This window comes from Streptomyces sp. adm13(2018), from assembly GCF_008042145.1.
GTDB lineage: Bacteria > Actinomycetota > Actinomycetes > Streptomycetales > Streptomycetaceae > Streptomyces.
In genome coordinates this window covers 267,941-283,684 of record NZ_RDBH01000129.1, presented here as the reverse complement: position 1 = coordinate 283,684, position 15,744 = coordinate 267,941, and the positions used below count along the sequence as shown (strand labels likewise).

General features: G+C 72.5%; 9 protein-coding genes and 2 pseudogenes. 9 read left to right on the top strand and 2 right to left on the bottom strand.

Features of this window, described 5'->3' with window-relative positions; translation table 11 throughout:
- The 4 genes and pseudogenes from EAO70_RS39295 to EAO70_RS17890 all read left to right on the top strand — a co-directional run.
- Positions 1-1,504, top strand: a pseudogene (locus EAO70_RS39295) (hypothetical protein); the annotation flags it as partial.
- Between the two features lie 122 nt (positions 1,505-1,626).
- Entirely contained in the window at positions 1,627-3,000 is a 1,374-nt protein-coding gene (locus tag EAO70_RS17900; protein WP_148003943.1) for an ABC transporter substrate-binding protein, read from the top strand.
- A gap of 9 nt (positions 3,001-3,009) precedes the next feature.
- Positions 3,010-4,524 carry a carbohydrate ABC transporter permease gene (locus EAO70_RS17895; RefSeq protein WP_261992928.1) on the top strand — a complete coding sequence of 505 codons (1,515 nt, stop codon included), beginning with the start codon at positions 3,010-3,012 and terminating at the stop codon, positions 4,522-4,524.
- Complete coding sequence (locus EAO70_RS17890) at positions 4,521-5,441, top strand: carbohydrate ABC transporter permease (RefSeq protein ID WP_148003942.1); 921 nt, start codon at positions 4,521-4,523, stop codon at positions 5,439-5,441. The genes EAO70_RS17895 and EAO70_RS17890 overlap by 4 nt, the downstream gene beginning before the upstream one ends.
- Positions 5,442-5,553: 112 nt before the next feature.
- Here EAO70_RS17890 and EAO70_RS17885 read toward each other — a convergent pair whose 3' ends face one another.
- Positions 5,554-6,162, bottom strand: a complete 609-nt coding sequence (locus tag EAO70_RS17885; protein WP_187283936.1) for a TetR/AcrR family transcriptional regulator — start codon at positions 6,160-6,162, stop codon at positions 5,554-5,556.
- A gap of 174 nt (positions 6,163-6,336) precedes the next feature.
- On the opposite strand from EAO70_RS17885, the pseudogene EAO70_RS17880 reads away from it, so the two are divergent.
- The 4 genes and pseudogenes from EAO70_RS17880 to EAO70_RS17865 form a co-directional block, all read left to right on the top strand.
- A pseudogene (locus EAO70_RS17880) lies at positions 6,337-6,567 on the top strand (helix-turn-helix domain-containing protein); the annotation flags it as partial.
- 19 nt (positions 6,568-6,586) lie between these two features.
- Positions 6,587-7,447, top strand: coding sequence for an ABC transporter permease (locus EAO70_RS17875; RefSeq protein ID WP_148003940.1), 861 nt, complete (start codon positions 6,587-6,589; stop codon positions 7,445-7,447).
- Positions 7,440-8,264: an ABC transporter ATP-binding protein gene (locus tag EAO70_RS17870; RefSeq protein ID WP_148003939.1), complete on the top strand. Its 825-nt coding sequence runs from the start codon at positions 7,440-7,442 to the stop codon at positions 8,262-8,264. The genes EAO70_RS17875 and EAO70_RS17870 overlap by 8 nt, the downstream gene beginning before the upstream one ends.
- A 26-nt stretch (positions 8,265-8,290) precedes the next feature.
- Positions 8,291-9,595: a glycosyltransferase 87 family protein gene (locus EAO70_RS17865; protein WP_148003938.1), complete on the top strand. Its 1,305-nt coding sequence runs from the start codon at positions 8,291-8,293 to the stop codon at positions 9,593-9,595.
- A 127-nt stretch (positions 9,596-9,722) separates the two neighbouring features.
- Here the strand turns inward: EAO70_RS17865 and EAO70_RS17860 are convergent, their stop codons facing one another.
- Entirely contained in the window at positions 9,723-14,696 is a 4,974-nt protein-coding gene (locus EAO70_RS17860) for an NAD-glutamate dehydrogenase (RefSeq protein WP_148003937.1), read from the bottom strand.
- A gap of 428 nt (positions 14,697-15,124) precedes the next feature.
- Here EAO70_RS17860 and EAO70_RS17855 point away from each other — a divergent pair, with 428 nt between their 5' ends.
- Positions 15,125-15,679: a DJ-1/PfpI family protein gene (locus EAO70_RS17855; RefSeq protein ID WP_148003936.1), complete on the top strand. Its 555-nt coding sequence runs from the start codon at positions 15,125-15,127 to the stop codon at positions 15,677-15,679.
- The last annotated feature ends 65 nt before the right edge of the window (positions 15,680-15,744 follow it).

Here is a 15,744-nt window from a genome sequence, read left to right as displayed (position 1 = left end):
CCTCCCGCCCACCCGGAACGGCCGCACGGACGGCCCGTACCCGGCCACGGAAGAGCTCGGCGGCCGCCCCAGCGGCCGCATCACGTACACGGGCGACCCGACGGGCCGGCCGAACGCACGGGCCGCGTATTCGGGGGACGTGGAGGGCCGCCCGAGCGCACGTACCGCGTACCCGGGAGACGTCGACAGCCGCCCGAGCGGGCGGAGCACGTACCCGGGGGACGTGGACAGCCGGCCCAGCGCCCGGACCCCTTACCCGGGAGACGTGGACGGCGGCCCGAGCGGGCGGAGCCCGTACCCGGGAGACGTGGACAGCCGGCCCAGCGCCCGGACCCCTTACCCGGGAGACGTGGACGGCGGCCCGAGCGGGCGGAGCCCGTACCCGGGAGACGTGGACAGCCGGCCGAGTGCACGAACCGCCTACCTGGGCCAGGGAGACGTCGACAGTCGCCGGAGCGCACGGAGCCCGTACCCGGGAGACGTCGACAACCGGCCCGGCGCACGGACCGCGTACCCCGGAGACGTCGACAGCCGCCCCAGCGGGCGGAGCCCGTACCCCGGGGCCGAGGATCTCGGTGGGCGGGCGAGTGGGCGGCTCGCTCATCCCGGGGCCGAGGACAACTCCGGGCGTCCCAGCAGCCGCACCCTGCGTACCGGGGACGGTGACGGTTCGCTCGACGAGCGGCCCAGTGCCCGGATCCGGCCCGCCGGTGAAGGCTTCCTGACCGACACGCCCAGCGGGCGACTGCCCCGTCGGCACCAGGAGGACCGCTCCGGCGGCCGTGCCCCGCGCGCCGGGGACGGCGACCTCGCGGACCGGCCGGGCGGGCGCGTGTCCCGCGGCGCGGAGGACGTCGCCGGCATCGGCGGCGGCCGCGTGCCCCGGCCCGCCACCGAGGAGGCGGCCGGCCGGATCCCGCGGCCCGCCGGCGCCGAGCAGGGCGCCACCCGCGCCCACGGCGGCGCCGCCCAGCTCCCCCGCCTGATCGTGCTCGTCGACGACTTCGACGCGCTCGTCGCCCCGGCGCTCGGCGCCTCCGGGCGGCCCGCCGCCGGGTCCGTCGTACGGGCCCTGGAGGCCGTCGCGCGGAACGGAGAGCGGCTCGGCGTGCACCTCGTCGCGACCTCCGCCCGTCCCGACCGGACCGTCGACACGGAACTGGCCCACGGGGCCCGGCTGCGGATCGTGCTCGACGCGCCGCCGGTGACCGCGGGCCCGGACGTCCCGGCGGCCGGCCGCGGACGGCTCGGCCATCCCGACGGCCGCGTGACGCCGTTCCAGGCCGGCCGGGTCACCGGCCGCATCCCCCGGACGGCCACGCTCCGGCCCACCGTCGTCCCGCTGGAGTGGGAGCGGATGGGCGATCCGCCGACCCGCCGCCCGGTCCGCGAGCTGGGCAACGGACCGACGGACCTCGCCCTCCTCGCGAGTGCTCTCGACCGCGCCGCCCGCTCGGTCGAGGCGACCCCCGTGGCCCCGCTGACCCCCGCACACCACAGCTGACACGACGTCACGACGACGTCACGATCCCCTGGTTGACACGGAAGGCGGTATTGCGGCGCTCCGGGACCGGGCGTAGACCTGTCGGACGGGACAGCGAAGCGCACGGGAGAGACGGGGCAGCGATGCGTACAACTCTTCGTCCACGCACGACCGCGGTGACCCTCACGGCGATCACGGCGATCACCGCACTGACCCTCGCGGGCTGCGGTGGCGGTGGCGGTGGCGGTGGATCCGACAAGGACGGGGACACGTCCGGACCCAGCGGCGGCCAGGCCCTGAAGGGGGAGCGGATCGAGGTCGCCGCCGTCTGGACGGGACCCGAGCAGGAGAACTTCACCAAGGTCCTGAAGGAGTTCGAGAAGCGCACCGGCGCGACCGTCACCTTCGTACCGGCCCAGGACCCGATCGTGAACTTCCTCGGCACGAAGATCGCGGGCGGTTCACCGCCGGACGTGGCGATGCTCCCGCAGGTCGGCGCGATCCGGCAGGCCGCCGCGCAGAAGTGGCTGAAGCCGGTCGGCCCGGAGACCGAGAAGCAGTTGGCCGCCCACTACTCGCGCGGCTGGCAGGAGCTCGGGGCGGTCGACGGCACCCAGTACGGCGTCTACTTCAAGGCCGCCAACAAGTCCCTCGTCTGGTACAACTCCGCCGTCTTCGAGAACGCCGGCGCGGCCGAGCCGAAGACGTGGAAGGAGTTCCTCGCCACGGCCGAGACGATATCGGCGTCCGGTGTCACCCCGGTCTCGGTCGGCGGCGCGGACGGCTGGACGCTCACCGACTGGTTCGAGAACGTCTACCTGTCCCAGGCGGGCCCGGCCAAGTACGACCAATTGGCGAAGCACACGATCAAGTGGACCGACCCGACCGTCACGGCGGCCCTGACCACGCTCGCCGAACTCTTCGGCAAGCCGGCCCTGCTCGCGGGCGGCACGGACGGCGCCCTGCAGACGGAGTACCCGGTGTCGGTCACCCAGACCTTCACCGGCGGTGACACGCCCAAGGGTGCGATGGTCTTCGAGGGCGACTTCGCCGCCGTCAACATCGCCCAGACGAAGGCGAGGATCGGGACGGACGCGAAGGTCTTCCCCTTCCCCACCGTCGGCACGGGCACCACTCCCGTGGTGACGGCCGGCGACGCGGCCGTGGCCCTCAAGGACACCAAGGGCGCCAAGGCGCTGCTCGCCTTCCTCGCCTCCCCGGACGCGGCCAGGATCTGGGCGGCCGAGGGCGGCTTCGTCTCCCCCAACAAGAGCCTGGACCCGTCGGCGTACCCGAACGACGTCCAGCGCGAGATCGCCAAGGCGCTGATCGGGGCCGGGGACGACTTCCGCTTCGACATGTCGGACCAGATGCCGCAGTCCTTCGGCGGAACGCCCGGGAAGGGCGAGTGGAAGGCACTCCAGGACTTCCTGAAGAACCCGAAGGACATCGCGGGGACGCAGGCGCGCCTGGAGAAGGACGCGGAGAAGGCGTACCGGGCCGCGGCGAAGGGCTGAGGCCCCGTCATGCCGAGCCACGACACCCCCCGGGACACCGGAGCCACAGCCGGCGACGGGCCCGTGGCCGCCACCGGAACCACGAGCGGCCTCCAGGCCGCCACCGGGACCGCCACCGACACCCCGACCGGGACCGGCGGCCGGAGCAGCACCACGACCGAGGCCGGCCGGCCTCGGACCAGCACCACGACCAAGGCCGGCCGCCCCCGGGGCAGCGTCCCCGTCGGGTCCGGTCGCCGGAGCAGGGTGGTCGCGGCGGGGTTCCTGCTGCCCGCCCTGGTCCTGCTCGGCGCGCTCGTCGTCTACCCCATCGGGTACTCCGTCCAGCGCTCGTTCTTCGACAGCTCCGGCTCGTCCTTCGTCGGCCTCGACAACTACCTCGCCCTGGTCACCGACGACTCGCTCCGCACCGCCGCCCGCAACAACGTCGTCTGGCTGGTCTTCGCCCCGGTGGTCGCGACCGCCCTCGGGCTGATCTTCGCCGTGCTCACCGAACGGGTCCGCTGGGGAACGGCGTTCAAGCTGGTCGTCTTCATGCCGATGGCGATCTCGATGCTCGCCGCCGGGATCATCTTCCGGCTGGTCTACGAGCAGGACCCGGACCGCGGGGTCGCCAACGCCGTCTGGGTCGGCGTCCACGACACCTTCGCCGAGTCGTCCGTCTTCCCCCGGGCCCGGCCGCTGCCCGTGCATCCGCTGGAGGCGGCGGGCGGCGGCGCGTTCGTCACGAAGGAGCCGGTGCGCGCCGGGGAGCCCGTACGGCTTCCGCTGATCGGGGTGGCGCCGGACCGGATGCCGGAGGGAGCCCGCCCGGCGCGGGCGCCGGAGGCGGCTCAGGGGACGCCGGACGCGATCACCGGGACCGCCTGGCTGGACTTCACCCGGGGCGGCGGCGGGCGGCAGAACGCCGTCGACCCGGCCGAACTGGGCCTCGCCGGGCTGCGGATCGAAGCGGTGCGGGACGGCACGGTGGTCGCGCGGGCCACGGCGGCGGCCGACGGCAGCTTCACGCTGCCCGCCGACCGCGCCGACGGGGCCGTGCTGCGGCTGCCCGCGAGCAACTTCCGCGAGCAGTACAACGGCGTGGAGTGGCTCGGCCCCCAGCTGGTCACCCCGGCGGTCATCGGCGCCTACGTGTGGATGTGGGCCGGGTTCGCGATGGTCCTGATCGGTGCCGGACTCGCCGCCGTCCCGCGCGAACTCCTGGAGGCGGCGCGGGTGGACGGGGCCAACGAGTGGCAGGTGTTCCGCCGGATCACGGTGCCGCTGCTCGCCCCGGTCCTCGCGGTCGTGCTCGTCACCCTGATGATCAACGTGCTGAAGGTCTTCGACCTGGTCTTCGTCATCGCGCCCGGATCCGCCCAGGACGACGCGAACGTGCTCGCGCTCCAGCTGTACCGCTCGTCGTTCGGTACGGACGCCGATCTCGGGATCGGCTCGGCGATCGCCGTCCTGCTGCTGCTCCTGGTGGTCCCGGTGATGATCGTCAACATCCGCCGCCTGCGCAGGGAGGCCCGTCGATGAGTTCCTCCGCCACCCGTACGCGCGCGCGTACCGGCGCCGCCGAGCCGCCGCCGGGCTCCCCGGGCCGCCGGTCGCTCGCGGCGCGGGCAGCCGCCCGGGCCGCCGGAGGCGCGGTCCGGGTGTTCCTGGTCCTGACCGGTCTGTTCTGGCTGCTGCCGACCATCGGGCTGCTGTTCTCCTCGCTCCGCTCGCCCTCGGACATCGCGGCGAGCGGCTGGTGGCAGGTGCTCACCGCCCCGGCCCAGCTGACCACCGAGAACTACACCCGGCTGCTCGCGAACGAGACGATCACCGACTCGCTGCTCTCCACGGTCCTGATCACCGTGCCGTCCACGCTCCTCGTCCTCCTCCTCGGCTCCTTCGCCGGGTACGCCTTCGCCTGGCTGGACTTCCCTGGGCGGGACTGGTGGTTCCTCGGGGTGGTCGCGCTGCTGGTGGTCCCGGTACAGGTGGCACTCGTCCCGGTGTCGAAGCTCTTCGGAGCGGTCGGCCTCTTCGAGACGACGGCCGGCGTGGTCCTCTTCCACACGGCCTTCGGCCTGCCGTTCGCGATCTTCCTGCTGCGTAACTTCTTCGCGGAGATCCCGCGTGAACTCCTGGAGGCCGCGCGGCTCGACGGGGCGGGCGAGGTGCGGCTCTTCACCCGGGTGGTGCTGCCGCTGGGCGGTCCGGCGATCGCCTCGCTGGGGATCTTCCAGTTCCTGTGGGTGTGGAACGACATGCTGATCGCGCTGGTCTTCGCGGACTCGCAGTCGCCGCCGATCACGGTGGCGCTCCAGCAGCAGGTGCGGCAGTTCGGGAACAACGTCGACGTGCTGGCGCCGGGGGCGTTCGTGTCGATGGTGGTGCCGCTGGTGGTCTTCTTCGCGTTCCAGCGGCAGTTCGCCACGGGGGTGATGGCGGGGGCGGTGAAGTAGCCGCCCCGAGCCCCTGGCACGAGGCCCGGTCAGGAGGACCCGGTCACGTGGCCTCGTCAGGAGGACCCGTTCAGGAGCCCCCTGGCACGAGGCCCCGGTCACGAGGTCCCGGTCAGGACCCCCCTGCCTTGAGCGCCGCCACCGCCGACCGTGCCAGATCGTCCACGTACCCGGTGGGCAGCGGGGCGCGGACCACGGCGAGGCGCCAGTAGAGGGGGCCCACGACCAGGTCGAGGGCGCGGCCCGGATCGGTCCCCTCGGGGAGTTCGCCGCGCGCGACGGCCTCGCGGACGATCTGGGTGACGACACCCTGCTGCCCGTCGAGCAGCGCGGCGGTGACGGCCTCGGCGATCTCGGGCTGCCGGGCCGCCTCGACGAGCAGGTCCGGGATGACCTGCGAGGCGACGGGGTGGCGCAGCGCGTGCGAGGCCACCTGGAGGAGCGCGCGCACGTCCCCGTCGAGGGATCCGGTGGCGGGCGCCGGCAGCCCTTGCGCGGCGAAGGCCCCGACGAGGTCGAGGACGAGCGCGAGCTTGGACTTCCAGCGCCGGTAGACGGCGGTCTTGCCGACGCCCGCGCGGCGCGCGATGCCCTCGATGGACATCCGGGCGAAGCCGACGGCCGCGAGTTCCGCGAAGACGGCGGCGCGGATGGCCTCGGTCACGTCCTCGCGGAGTACGGCCGCTCCGGCGGGGGCGCGGCGGGGCGTCGGATCGGTCATGAACGGCATCCTAACCGGCGGCGACGCCCCGAGGTCGTCACGACGATACGGTTGCGTTCCGACGTCACGGCGCCCTAATCTCCCCGTAGCGACGATACGGACCCGTTCCATCGCCGAGGCTGCCCGCACCCTTCGTCGAAAGCGCCCCGCCGTGACCTCCCAGACGCTCACCCCGCCCCCGCCGGAGCGGCCGTACTCCGCGAGGACGTGACCGAGGCCATCCGCGCCGCCGTCTTCGCGGAACTCGCGGCCGTCGGCTTCGCCCGGATGTCCATCGAGGGCATCGCGCGCCGCGCGGGCGTCGGCAAGACCGCCGTCTACCGGCGCTGGAAGTCCAAGCTCGCGCTCGTCCTCGACCTCGTCGGGGGCCCCACCTCGGACCTCACCCCGGGAGACCCCGCCCCGGGCGCCCGCCACCGAGGACCTGGGCGAGCTGGCCCGCCGCCACGGCCTCACCGTCAGCGGCGCCCGCCCCTCGCTGCCCGCCTACGCCCGGCAGATCTGGTCCCGCCGCGACTTCATCGCCGCCTTYGCGACCGCCCGCCTGACCGCGCAGTACAGCCAGGCCCGCCTCGGCCAGGTCTGGCAGGTGATGACCCCGCTGCTCAACGCCGCCGTCTACTACCTGATCTTCGGCGTCCTCATGGACGCCAAGGACGGGGTCGCCGACTACGTACCCTTCCTGATCACCGGCATCTTCGTGTGGACGTTCACCTCGAACACGATCCTGGCCGGCACCCGGGCCATCAGCGGCAACCTGGGCCTGGTCCGCGCCCTGCACTTCCCCCGGGCGAGCCTGCCGATCTCCCTGTCGCTCCAGCAGCTCCAGCAGCTCCTGCTCTCGCTGGCCGCCCTGGTCATGATCCTCTTCGGGCTGGGCCAGTACCCCACCTGGAGCTGGCTCCTCGCGGTCCCCGCGCTGCTCTGCCAGGCCCTGTTCAACACGGGTGTCGCGCTCGTCCTCGCCCGGCTCGCGGCCCGCACGCCGGACATCTCCCAGCTGATGCCGTTCGTGCTCCGCACCTGGATGTACGCCTCGGGCGCGATGTGGTCGATCCAGAACCTGGCGAACAGCGGGCGCTTCCCCGACGGCGTGGTCCTCGCCCTCCAGTGCAATCCGGCGGCGGTCTACATCGACCTGATGCGCTTCGCGCTGATCGAGAGCTACACCTCGGCGCAGCTGCCCCCGCACGTCTGGGCGCTCGCCGCGGGCTGGGCCCTGGTGGCCTTCGCCGGCGGCTTCGTGTGGTTCTGGAAGGCGGAGGAGACGTACGGCCGTGGCTGACCCGGAGAAGCACACCCCCGCCCCCGCCCCCACCGTCGTGGTCGACGGGGTCCACGTGACCTACACCGTGAACGGCGGCGGCGCGGGCGGCCGCGGCGCGGCGACGGCGGCCCTGGGCCGGATGCTCCGGCGCGGCGGGACGGCGCCGGCCGGCCGCCGGGTCCACGCCGTCCGGGGCGTCAGCCTCGTCGCTCACCGGGGCGAGGCAATTGGCTTGATCGGTTCGAACGGATCTGGGAAATCCACCCTTCTGAAGGCCATCGCGGGCCTCCAGCCCGTCGAGCGGGGCCGGGTGTACACCGACGGGCAGCCCTCGCTCCTCGGCGTCAACGCGGCCCTCATGAACGACCTCACCGGCGAGCGGAACGTCATCCTGGGCGGTCTCGCGATGGGCATGAGCCGCGCCGAGGTGCACGCGCGCTACGACGAGATCGTGGACTTCTCCGGCATCAACGAGAAGGACGACGCGATCTCCCGCCCCATGGGGACGTACTCCTCCGGCATGGGGGCCCGGCTGCGGTTCTCCATCGCCGCCGCGAAGAGCCATGACGTCCTGCTCATCGACGAGGCCCTGTCCACCGGCGACGCCCGCTTCCGCCGCCGGAGCCAGCGGCGGATCGACGAACTGCGCGCGGAGGCCGGCACGGTCTTCCTGGTCAGCCACTCGAACTCGACGATCACGGAGACCTGCGAGCGGGCGCTGTGGCTGGAGCACGGCACGCTGCGGATGGACGGCCCGGCGGACGAGGTCATGGCGGCGTACGAGGAGTTCACCGCGAAAGCCGCCGGAACCGGGGTGGAACAAAGGGGCAAATAACGCATAAAGGTCTACAGTGCGGAAGGATGACGACCGATCACCCCCCGCCGCCGCCAGGGACCCGCACCGAGCCGCCCCGGCTCACCGGGTCCCCCTTCGACTCGGACACCTTCACCTCCGCCACCTTCGTCACGGTCGGCCGCGGCCCCTACCTCGCCGTCGCCTCCGTCTGGCTGATCACCCGCGTCGGCATGGTGCTGCTGCTCCTCCGCGACACCCTCGGCATCGGGGGCGTCGGCCGCGAGGTGGAGCTCTACCGCTACTGGTACGCGCAGTTCACCCAGGGCACCTTCCCGCCCGGCGACGCCACCTGGCAGTACCCGCCCGGCGCCGGGCTGGTGATCATGTCGCCGGGCCTGCTCCCCTGGCTGACGTACGTCCAGGCCTTCACGGTCCTCACCCTGCTGGCCGACGCGGTCGTCACCGCCGCACTCGCCCGCGCCGACAGCGCCCGCCTCACCCACGGCGCCTGGATCTGGGTCTGCGGACTGCCGCTGCTCCTGCACCTGCCGCTCGCCCGGCTCGACGTGCAGAGCACCGCCCTCGCCGTCCTCGCGCTGCTCGCGCTCGGCGCCCGCCCGGCCGCCGCCCACCGGCTCGGCGGGGCGCTCGCCGGCCTCGGCGCGATGGTCAAGGTCTGGCCCGCGCTCGCCCTCATCGGCACGCCCCGGGGCCGTACCACCCGGGAGGCCTGGACCGCCGCGCTCGTCACCGCGCTCGCCCTCCTCGCCACCCTCGCCCTGTTCTTCTCCGACTCCCTCGGCTTCCTGCGCCAGCAGGGCGGCCGGGGCATCCAGATCGAGTCCCTCGGCGGCACGGCCCTCGCGCTCGCCGGCGCCGGCGGCCTCTGGCCGGGCCGGGTCGAGTTCCGCTACGGGTCCTTCGAGTACGTCGGCCCGTACGTCTCCACCCTCGGCCACCTCGCCCTGCTGCTCACCGTCCTCGCCTTCGGCTGGCTGCTCCTGTGGCGCGTCCGGGCCCACCGCTGGACCGCCGCCACCCCGTACGACGCGGCCCTCACCGCCGTGCTGCTGTTCACCGTCACCAGCCGGGTGATCAGCCCCCAGTACATGATCTGGCTGCTCGGCCTCGCCGCCGTCTGCCTGACCTCCCGGAGCACCGTGATGCGCCCGGTGGCCCTGCTGCTGCTCCCGGCGGCCGCCCTCAGCTCCCTCGCGTACCCGATGCTGTACGACCACGTCGTCGCCGGCACCACCGAGGGGCTGACGGTCATGGTCCTCCGCAACGGCCTGCTGCTCGCGGCGACCGCCCTCGCCGCCCACCGCCTGTGGACGTCGACGGTGACGGGCCCCCCGGAGGAGACGGCGTAGGACACGGCCCGGGACAACGGCTCAGGACACGGGAAGGGCCCCGCCGGAGATCCGGCGGGGCCCTTCCTCATGAGCGGTCGAGCGACCGAGCGGCCCGGCGGCGGGGCGCGACCCGGCCGCCGGGCGTCTAGGCGTGCGTACGCAGGAGCGTGCGCATCGTCCGCATCGCCACCGACAGGTTCGCCAGGTCGAAGGTGTCCGAGCCCTGGATCTCCTCCAGGGTCGTCCGCGCGCGGCCGAGGATCGCCGCGTTCTTCTCCTCCCAGTCCTTGAACCGCTGCTCCGGGCTCGCGTCGTCGTTCCCGGCCGCGAGGACGTCCGCGGTCAGCGCCGCGTGCGCCGCGAACAGGTCCTCGCGGATGGACGCCCGGGCCATCGACTGCCAGCGGTCGTCGCGCGGCAGCTCGATGATCCGGTCCATCAGATCGGTGATCCGCAGCCGGTCGGCCAGGTCGTAGTAGACCTCGGCGACCGCCAGCGGGGTCTTGCCCGTGCGGTCCGCGATGCCCACGATGTCGAGGATCGGGAACGCCGAGGAGAAGCCGGCCACCTGCAGCGCGAGCTGCTCCGGCACGCCGACCTCGGTCAGCTCCTCCACGATCGACTGGTACCACTCCAGGTCCGCGCCGCGCAGCAGGTTCGGCAGCTGCGCCCAGACCTGCTCGACGCGCTCGGCGAAGAACTCGATGGTCTCGGTCAGCTGGAGCGGCTGGGGCCGGTTGTTGAGCAGCCAGCGCGTGCCGCGCTCGACCAGCCGGCGGGAGTGCAGCCGCATCCGGGTCTGGACGTCGGCGGGCACCTGGTTGTCGAGGGCCTCGACGGCGTCCCAGACCTGCCCGAGGCGGAAGACGACACGGGCCGCGGTCTGCGCCCGGACGATCTCCTCGATCGACGCGCCGGTCTCCTCGCGGAGGCGGTGCAGGAAGGTCGAGCCGCCGCCGTTGACGGTGTCGTTGACCAGGACGGTGGTGATGATCTCCCGGCGCAGCGGGTGGCTGTCGACGGCCTCGGCGAACGTCTCGCGCAGCAGCGTCGGGAAGTACGCGTGGAGCAGCCCGCGCAGGTACGGGTCGTCCGGCAGCTCGGTGCCGATCAGCTCGTCGGCCACCGTGATCTTGGTGTACGCGAGGAGGACGGCGAGCTCCGGCTGGCTCAGGCCGCGGCCGTTGTTGAGCAGCTCGCGGATCTGCCGGTCGTTGGGCAGGAACTCCAGGGAGCGGTCGAGGGCCCCGTCGCGGCCCAGCCGGCGCATGAAGCGCTGGTGGGCGTGGAGCAGGGACGGCGACTGGGCGACGGCGTTGGCGAGGGCGGTGTTCTGCGCGTAGTTGTTGCGCAGCACGAGCGTGCCGACCTCGTCGGTCATCTCCGCGAGGATCTTGTTGCGCTGCTTGACGGTCATGTCGCCCTCGGCGACGAGCCCGTTGAGCAGGATCTTGATGTTGACCTCGTGGTCGGAGGTGTCCACACCGGCGCTGTTGTCGATGGCGTCGGTGTTGACCTTGCCGCCCTCGCCCACGGGTCCGCCGACGCGGGCGAACTCGATGCGGCCCAGCTGGGTCGCGCCGAGGTTGCCGCCCTCGCCGACGACCTGGGCGCGGACGTCCTGGCCGTCGACGCGGATGGCGTCGTTGGCCTTGTCGCCGACGTCGGCGTTGGACTCGGCAGAGGACTTGACGTACGTGCCGATGCCGCCGTTCCACAGCAGGTCGACGGGGGCGTGGAGGACGGCCTTCATCAGCTCGGCCGGGGTCATCTTGGTGATCCCGTCCTCGATGCCGAGGGCGGCCCTGACCTGCGCGTTGACCGGGATCGACTTGGCGCTGCGGGGGTGGATGCCGCCGCCGGCGGAGAGCAGCGAGGTGTCGTAGTCGGCCCAGGACGAGCGGGGCAGCTCGAAGAGGCGGCGGCGCTCGGCGTAGGAGACGGCCGCGTCCGGGTTCGGGTCGAGGAAGATGTGCCGGTGGTCGAAGGCAGCGACCAGGCGGATGTGCTCGGAGAGCAGCATGCCGTTGCCGAAGACGTCGCCGGACATGTCGCCGACGCCGACGACGGTGAAGTCCTCGGTCTGGGTGTCGTGGCCGAGCTCGCGGAAGTGCCGCTTGACGGACTCCCAGGCGCCGCGGGCGGTGATGCCCATGCCCTTGTGGTCGTAGCCGGCGGAGCCGCCGGAGGCGAACGCGTCGCCGAGCCAGAAGCCGTACGCCTCGGCGACCCCGTTGGCGATGTCGGAGAAGGTCGCGGTGCCCTTGTCGGCGGCGACCACCAGGTAGGTGTCGTCCTCGTCGTGGCGGACCACGTCGAGGGGCGGCACGACCTCGCCCGCGACCAGGTTGTCGGTGATGTCGAGCAGCGCCGAGATGAAGGTCTTGTACGAGGCGATGCCCTCGGCCAGCCAGGCGTCCCGGTCGACGGACGGGTCCGGGAGCTGCTTGGCGACGAAGCCGCCCTTGGCGCCGACGGGCACGATGACGGTGTTCTTCACCATCTGCGCCTTGACCAGGCCGAGGATCTCGGTACGGAAGTCCTCACGGCGGTCGGACCAGCGCAGACCGCCTCGGGCGACCTTGCCGAAGCGCAGGTGGACGCCCTCGACGCGCGGGGAGTACACCCAGATCTCGAAGGCCGGTCGGGGCGCCGGGAGGTCCGGGATGGCCTGCGGGTCGAACTTCATCGACACGTAGGAGTGCGGGGAGCCGTCGACGGTCTTCTGGAAGAAGTTCGTCCGCAGGGTGGCCTTGATGACGGTGAGGAAGGACCGCAGGATGCGGTCCTCGTCCAGGCTCGCGACCTGGTCGAGGGCGGCGTCCAGCTCCTCCAGGAGGGCGTCGATCAGCTCGGTGCCGGCGCGCTGGCGCTCCGGCGCCATCCGGGCCTCGAAGAGGTTGACCAGCAGCCGGGTGGTGTGGACGTTGTTGCGGAGGGTGTCCTCCATGTAGTCCTGGCTGAAGGTCGCTCCGGCCTGGCGCAGGTACTTGGCGTAGGCGCGCAGCACCATGGCCTCGCGCCAGGTGAGCCCGGCGGAGAGGACGAGCGAGTTGAAGTTGTCGTTCTCGGCCTGGCCGGTCCAGGTGGCGGCGAAGGCCTCCTGGAAGCGCCCGCGGGCGTCGTCGCCGAGGTAGTCGCCGCCGTTGCCGGTCGCGGCGGGCATCCGCAGGCCGAAGTCGTAGACCCAGGCGTGGGTGCGGTCGGCGCAGCGCAGCTCGTACGGGCGCTCGTCGGTGACCTCGACGCCGAGCCGGTTGAGCACCGGGAGGACGGCGGAGAGGGAGATCGGGTCGCCCGTCGTGTAGATCTTGAAGCGGCGCTCGCCGGGGCCGGCGCCGACCGGCTCGTAGAGCGACAGCGCGAAGTCCTTGTCGCCCTCGGCCCGGATGAGGGCCTCCAGGTGGCCCAGGTCGGCGACGGCCGCGCGCGGCGAGTGGTCGGCCTTGTAGCCCTCGGGGAAGGCGTTGCCGTAGCGGCGGAGCAGCTCCGCGGCGCGCTCCTCGCCGCACTCGGCGTTGAGGGCCTCGGCGAAGCCGTCGGACCAGGAGCGGGCGGCCTCGACGAGCCGGGCCTCGATGCGGTCGACATCGGCGTCGGTGAGCTTGGCCAGCTCGGTGCCGGTCTTGACGCGGACGACGAAGTGCAGCCGGGACAGGATCGACTCGGTGTTCCAGGCGGTGAAGTCGACGCTGGTGCCGCCGAGCTCCTCCTTCAGGATGTCGATGATCCGCAGCCGGACGCGGGTCGTGTAGCGGTCGCGCGGCAGGTAGACGAGGGCCGAGTAGTAGCGGCCGTACTCGTCCTGGCGCAGGTACAGCCGCAGCCGGCGCCGCTCCTGCAGGTACAGGACGCTGGTGACGACGGACCGGAGCTGGTCGGCCGGGGTCTGGAACAGCTCGTCGCGCGGGTACGTCTCCAGGATCTGGAGCAGGTCGCGGCCGTCGTGGCTGTTGGGCGAGAAGCCCGCGCCCGCCAGGACCTCCTGGACCTTGCGCTTGACGACGGGGACGCGGCGCACGGACTCGGTGTAGGCGGCCGAGGAGAACAGGCCGAGGAAGCGGCGCTCGCCCACGACGTTGCCGTCGGCGTCGAACTTCTTCACGCCGACGTAGTCGAGGTACGAGGGGCGGTGCACGGTCGAGCGGCTGTTGGCCTTCGTCAGGATCAGCAGCTTGTGCTCGCGCGCCTTGGCGCGGACGTCCTCGGGCAGGCGGCTGAAGGAGGGCGAGACGGGGTGGGCGTGGTGGCCCTCGTCGTCGCCCGCGTGCTGCGGGTCGGAGCGCAGGATGCCGAGGCCGGTGCCGGGGACGGCGGACAGGGCGTCGCCGTCGAGCAGCTGGTACTCGCGGTAGCCGAGGAAGGTGAAGTGGTCGTCGGCGAGCCAGCGCAGCAGCTCGCGGGCCTCCTCCACCTCGGTCGGGCGCAGGTCGGAGGCGGTGGGCTCGTCCGGGAGGCCGTCGGCGATCCGCAGGGCGGCGTCGCGCATCTTCTCCCAGTCCTCGACCGTCTCGCGGACGTCGGACAGGACGCGCAGCAGGTCGGAGGTGATCTGCTTGAGGTCGGCGCGGTCGGTCTCGCGGTCGATCTCGACGTGGATCCACGACTCGGTGAGCGCGTCGTGCGGCAGCTCGCCCTCGATCTGCGCCGACAGGACCTCGATGAGGCGGCCCGTGACGTCGCGGCGGACGAGGACCTGCGGGTGGATCACGACGTGGATGCCGCGGCCCTGGCGCGAGAGCTCGTTGGTGACCGAGTCCACGAGGAACGGCATGTCGTCGGTGACGACCTCGACGACGGAGTGGCTGCTCGTCCAGCCGTTCTCCTCCACCGTCGGGGTGTGGACGCGCACGTTCGCCGTGCCCTGCGGGCGGTTCTCCGCGAGGCGGTAGTGAGAGAGCGCCGCGCCGAACACGTCGACCGGGTCCCGGTCGCCGAGGTCCTCCGGGGCGGTGTGCAGGTAGTAGCGCTGGAGGTACTCGAGCACGGTGTCGCGGTCCGGGCGCTGCCCGGCGCCCTCCGGGCCCGTCGGAAGTTGCCCCCCGACCGGGCTGTGCTCAGCTACCCGAGCGGCCCTTTCGAGCAGCTCGGCCTTGGCTTCGTCCAGCTTGGTCTGCATGCCTCTGACTCCTGTCGCGCGCCATTGCGTGACGTCGGTGGATGGACGGCGCGACGTCTCGACGCGGTGTTTCCGGTCGAGCCGACGCTAGCCCTGAATGAGAGATGCCCGGGTCGTTATCGGCCACGGAGAGCGGCTCGCCCGGGCGGAGGGGATCGGCGCACGCACGGTCGGCCCGGCCGCTGTCGCGTACCGGGCGGAAGCCGGGGGCTTCACTGCCCCCTCGGCGTATCGCGCTGATCACGGCAAAAGCCTATCGTCCTCGACCCCCGAACCGTCATGAGCCGTATGTGTACAAAAGAGGGGGTGGAAGTTTGACGTTATGGACAGCGACACATGTCCTCTTGGCAAAGCGCCCCGCCGCGGGCAGCGTGTGCGCGAGCATGGACGCAGCACGGCGGACCGACCATCTCTGTTCTGGGAGAGCCATGGCGAAGATCCTGATCGTGACCGGGGACGCGGCGGAGTCGCTGGAGGTCATGTACCCCTACCAGCGGCTGCTCGAAGAGGGGTACGAGGTCGACATCGCCGCCCCGGCCCGCAAGCAGCTCCGCTTCGTCGTCCACGACTTCGAGCCGGGTTTCGACACGTACACCGAGAAGCCCGGTTACACCTGGCCCGCGGACCTGGCCTTCTCCGAGGTCGATCCGGGCGCGTACGCGGCGGTGGTGATCCCGGGCGGGCGGGCGCCGGAGTACCTGCGCAACGACCCGGAGCTCCGCAAGATCCTCAAGTCCTTCTTCGACGCGGACAAGCCGGTGGCCCAGATCTGCCACGGGCCGCTCCTGACGGCCGCGGTCGGCGGCCTGGAGGGCCGCCGGGTCACCGCCTACCCTGCCCTGGAGCTGGACATGCAGGCGGCCGGTGCGACCTTCCAGGACAGCGCGGCGGTGGTGGACGGCCTGCTGGTCTCGTCCCGCGCCTGGCCGGACCACCCGACCTGGATGCGCGAGTTCCTGAAACTGCTCCGCGCGAGGACGTGACGACGGCGGGCACGGGTCTGTGGGCAGGGGTCGGTGGGCAGGGGTCGGTGGGCAGGGGTCGGTGG

Bases quoted from the DNA above. Each gene is read 5' to 3' on its own strand.
- EAO70_RS17900 (WP_148003943.1), top strand. From the start codon at position 1,627: ATGCGTACAACTCTTCGTCCACGCACGACCGCGGTGACCCTCACGGCG.
- EAO70_RS17890 (WP_148003942.1), top strand. From the start codon at position 4,521: ATGAGTTCCTCCGCCACCCGTACGCGCGCGCGTACCGGCGCCGCCGAG.
- EAO70_RS17865 (WP_148003938.1), top strand. From the start codon at position 8,291: ATGACGACCGATCACCCCCCGCCGCCGCCAGGGACCCGCACCGAGCCG.
- EAO70_RS17895 (WP_261992928.1), top strand. From the start codon at position 3,010: ATGCCGAGCCACGACACCCCCCGGGACACCGGAGCCACAGCCGGCGAC.
- EAO70_RS17885 (WP_187283936.1), bottom strand. From the start codon at position 6,162: ATGACCGATCCGACGCCCCGCCGCGCCCCCGCCGGAGCGGCCGTACTC.
- EAO70_RS17855 (WP_148003936.1), top strand. From the start codon at position 15,125: ATGGCGAAGATCCTGATCGTGACCGGGGACGCGGCGGAGTCGCTGGAG.
- EAO70_RS17860 (WP_148003937.1), bottom strand. From the start codon at position 14,696: ATGCAGACCAAGCTGGACGAAGCCAAGGCCGAGCTGCTCGAAAGGGCC.